3 protein-coding genes are annotated in these 4263 nt (G+C 61.2%); all 3 read left to right on the top strand.

The annotated features are described in order from the left end of the window. Positions 1-124: 124 nt before the first annotated feature. The 3 genes from I3253_RS20230 (at position 125) to I3253_RS20240 (ending at position 4205) form a co-directional block, all read left to right on the top strand. Positions 125-3016 carry a Tn3 family transposase gene (locus I3253_RS20230; protein ID WP_197919594.1) on the top strand — a complete coding sequence of 964 codons (2892 nt, stop codon included), beginning with the start codon at positions 125-127 and terminating at the stop codon, positions 3014-3016. A 119-nt stretch (positions 3017-3135) separates the two neighbouring features. Then, positions 3136-3729 carry a recombinase family protein gene (locus I3253_RS20235; RefSeq protein ID WP_148057211.1) on the top strand — a complete coding sequence of 198 codons (594 nt, stop codon included), beginning with the start codon at positions 3136-3138 and terminating at the stop codon, positions 3727-3729. Then, on the top strand, positions 3726-4205 hold the full coding sequence (locus I3253_RS20240) for a hypothetical protein (RefSeq protein WP_232237270.1): 480 nt from the start codon (positions 3726-3728) through the stop codon (positions 4203-4205). Before I3253_RS20235 ends, I3253_RS20240 begins: the two co-directional genes overlap by 4 nt. The last annotated feature ends 58 nt before the right edge of the window (positions 4206-4263 follow it).

The raw sequence follows: 4263 nt of genomic DNA on the forward strand, positions 1-4263 counted from the left end.
GGCCCAACAGGCCCGAGCGTGCATATTTGATCATTTGAAGGAACAATTGGAGAACGTTTTGGCTGTTGACGGTTGTGTTTGATCGCGGTTGGCTGTCGCCGCTTTGGAAGCGGGGGACAGAAAATTGGAACGGTCATTTGTCGAGGTTTGGAGCCTGTCCTTTGATGACATCGGTTTGATTGAGGGGGTCAATCGTTCTGGTCGGGTTTGGTTTGCGTTTCAGCTTTGCTTTTTCCGAGAGCGGTCGCGCTTTCCATCCCGGCCGGGCGATATCCAGGCCGATGTCTTGCGATACCTGGCCGAGCAGTTGGGGGTTGCTGCACCGGAAACGCGGGATTTCGAATACGGTCACGTGACTGCGCGTAGGCACCGGGCGGCGATCCTTCGGCATTTGGGTATTCGGCGCGCCACGGATCGGGACCGGCAGGCGTTGCGGGACGAACTGGCCGAGATGTTTCAGGGGGCTTTCGGGAAGATCGAGAACCAGGTCGAACTCGGGTATCGCAAGAGCCGTGCGCGGGGATATTTCGTGCCGTCCGACAAGATCATGGAGCGGCTTGTGCGCGGGGCTCGGCATGATGCCGTTGAAAACCTTCTCGCGAAGATTGCCGATAGCCTGTCCGGTGAGACACGCGGGAAACTGGAGGCCAGCCTGGCCGATCCCAAATGCGCCACGGGGTTTCTGAGCTTGAAAGCGGATGCGGGTGCCGCCACGCTTGAGAGCATCCTGGCGGCGGCGACGCGATTGGCATTCGTGAACACGCTCGGTCTGCCGTTCGACGCCATGGCAAGTGTCGATCCCGCTTTGGTTCAGCGCCTGTCCCGGCGGGTCGATGGTGAGACCGCGGCCGAGATGCGCCGCCATGGCGACACGCGGCGTCTGGGGTTCTTCGCGCTCCATCTCATGCACCGCCGTGCGGGGATGATCGACGCGTTGATCGACCTGCTGCTTGAAATCATCCACCGGATGCAGACGCGGTCGCGCCGCCGGGTGGTGGGGGCGATCGCGCGGGACATCGAGCGAGTTCATGGCAAGGAACGCCTGCTTGTCGATATGGCCATTGCCGCGGTGGATGACCCCGAGGGTCGGGTGCTCGAGGTCATTTATCCCGTCGCGAGCGTGGCCAGGTTGAAGGCCGTGATCGAGGAAGATCGGGCCAAGGGCACGCTTGACGGCCGCATTCAGACGGTGATGCGTGGCTCCTATGCCAGCCACTACCGCCGGATGGTGCCACCGCTTCTGGCTGTGCTGCAATTCCGATCGAACAATGCAAGCTGGCGCCCGATCCTGGACGCGCTCGACTTGATTCAGCGATGGCAACAGGATGGACGGCGGGTCGTGCCTACCGATCTGGCCCCTGAGGGGTCAGTTCCCGCCAAATGGCGCGAGGGCGTCATCGATGCGGCCGGCCGTCTCAATGTGATTTCCTTTGAACTCTGTGTCCTGGCGCAGTTGCGTGAGCGGGTGCGCGCGAAGGAAATCTGGGTCGATGGCGCCGACCGCTACCGCAACCCCGATGATGATCTGCCCGCCGATTTCGAGGTGCGGAGGGACACATATTATCAGGGTCTTGGCCTCTCCCTGGATGCCGGTGCGTTTGTCGCGCAGGTGCGTGATGAGCTAACGCGCGAACTCCACCTTCTGAACCGGGCCCTGCCGGAAAATGGCCATGTCCGGCTGCGAACATCCGGAGAGAACCGGATCAGGATCACGCCCTTCGCACCGGCGCCTGAACCACCGGGGCTGGGAGCTCTCAAGAGAGAGGTCGAACGCGTCTGGCCGATGACTGGCCTGCTCGATGTCCTCAAGGAGACGGCCCTGGACACGGGGTTTCTGGACTGCTTCGAGACCTCAGCCAGCCGCGAAGCCCTGCCGCGTGCGGACCGGGACCGGCGGTTGCTGCTGGCGCTCTATGCCGCAGGGACCAATGCCGGGATCAAACGCGTCGCCGCCGGTGTCGGCGACATCAGCTATGACGAACTGCTCCATATCCACCGCCGCTATATCGACCCGAACACGCTGCGTGCCGCTGCGGCACGCGTGGCCAACGCGACACTGAGGGTCCGCAATCCGGTGATCTGGGGCGAGGCGGGTACTGCTTGTGGTTCGGATTCCACCAAGTTCGGCGCCTGGGATCGCAACCTGATGACGGAGTGGCATGCGCGCTATGGCGGGCGTGGCGTGATGATCTATTGGCACGTCGAGCGTCAGGCGACATGTATCTATTCGCAGCTCAAAAGGTGTTCCTCCTCCGAGGTCGCGGCGATGATCGAGGGCGTGCTCCGCCATTGCACCGACATGGAAATCCAGCGCCAATACGTCGACAGCCATGGTCAGACCGCTGTCGGGTTCGCGTTCTGCCATCTGCTTGGATTCGAATTGGCACCACGTCTGAAAGCGATTGCCCGCCAAAAGCTGGTTCTTCCCGCTGCGGGCATGCGGGCGCGCCTGCCGAACCTGGCGCCGATCTTGTCGAACGTGGTCGATTGGGCCGAGATCGAGCAGCAATATGACGAGATGGTCAAATACGCCGCCGCCATGCAACATGGCACCGCCGACCCCGAGGCGATCCTGCGCCGGTTCGCCCGGACCGACGTGATGCACCCGACCTACAAAGCGCTGGCCGAACTGGGTCGTGCCATCAAGTCGATCTTCCTGTGCCGATATCTGCGGTCGGAAGCCCTTCGCCGGGAAATCCACGACGGCCTGAACGTCGTCGAGAACTGGAACAGCGCGAACGGGTTCGTGTTCTTCGGCAAGGGCGGTGAGATCGCCTCGAACCGCATCGCCGACCAGGAGATCTCCGCCCTGGCGCTGCAACTGGTCCAAGCGTCGATGGTCTATGTGAACACGCGCATGGTCCAGTCGGTCCTGTCGGACCCGAACTGGCAAGACCGACTGTCGCCTGAGGATTATCGCGGCCTGACCCCGCTGATCTACGCGCACATCACTCCCTATGGCCGCTACGACATCGACCTGTCCACTCGGATTGGCTACGAACGCATGGCGGCTTGACGCGCATTATGGGTATACCCATAATGACGGCGCGCATAAACACCGGAACATGCGATTTGCGTGTTCACTTTGGGTCTGTTTCGAGATAGTGAACACATCATGTCAGAGGCACACCCAAAATGAACAGATCGAGCCCCAAAATCGGCTATGCCCGAACATCGACCGTCGATCAGAACCTCGATGCCCAAATTGAGGCGCTGACAGCCGCAGGATGTGGGATGGTGCGCCAAGAACAGCGCAGTGGCGCGACGCTTGAAGGCCGCCCTGAATTGAAAACCATCCTCGACTTTATTCACCCAGGCGAAACCCTGGTGGTGACGCGGATCGACCGGCTTGCCCGCTCAATGCAGGATCTTCAGACCATCGTTGCGCGGCTGAAAGAAAAGGGCGCGCATCTGGCGGCCACCGAGCAGCCCGTGGATACCTCCACGGCGACGGGCAAAGCGTTCTTCGACATGCTTGGCGTCTTTGCGGAGTTTGAAACCAATCTCCGCCGCGAGCGGCAGGCTGAAGGGATCAAGGCCGCGAAACGCAAAGGGGTCTATCGCGGTCGCCCACCCAAGATCGACATGGCCACCATTCAGGCCAAGCTTGGTGCAGGCCTCTCTCCAACGGAAATTGCCCGCGAAATGGGGATCTCGCGCGGTACTGTCTATAAAGCAAAGGCTGAAATGCTGACGGGCAACGATATCGTAGAGGGGCGGACTGCATGAAAAAGCCCCCACGCAAGCGACAGCCTTCAGCGCCCAAGGTGCCTGTGCAAACAGGGGCCAAGGTCCCACCACCACGCAACCTGACCCCTGAGCTTTGCGACCGGCTGCGCCGGGACATGATGAAGGCCTGCCTCGCCGTGGCAGAAACCCACGGGCTGACGGTCGAAGGCGGGGATCTCTCGGATATCGATCTGCGCCATAGCTTCGAGATCAGCTTCCGCGTCGGCATCCCGCAAGAGAGCGGCGAGATCTACTCACCAGAGAAGGCCCTGTTCGAGGTGCTCGCGCCTCATTTTGGCCTGGAGCCCGAGGATCACGGCCGCACCTTCCGATCGAAGGATGAACTCTTCCGCATCGTCGCCATCAATCCAAACAGGCCAAAATATCCGATCAGCGCAGAGCGCGTCTCCGATGGCCGAAGCTTCAAGTTCCCCGCCGAAAACGTCGTCATGTACCTGCAGCGCTCAGGCGCATAGCTTGTACGCCTTTTGTCCCATCAAACGATCAAATATGCACGCTCGGGCCTGTTACGCC

It is taken from the genome of Thiosulfatihalobacter marinus, from assembly GCF_016019955.1.
Classification (GTDB): Bacteria; Pseudomonadota; Alphaproteobacteria; order Rhodobacterales; family Rhodobacteraceae; genus Shimia; species Shimia marinus_A.

Bases quoted from the DNA above. Each gene is read 5' to 3' on its own strand.
- I3253_RS20235 (WP_148057211.1), top strand. From the start codon at position 3,136: ATGAACAGATCGAGCCCCAAAATCGGCTATGCCCGAACATCGACCGTC.
- I3253_RS20240 (WP_232237270.1), top strand. From the start codon at position 3,726: ATGAAAAAGCCCCCACGCAAGCGACAGCCTTCAGCGCCCAAGGTGCCT.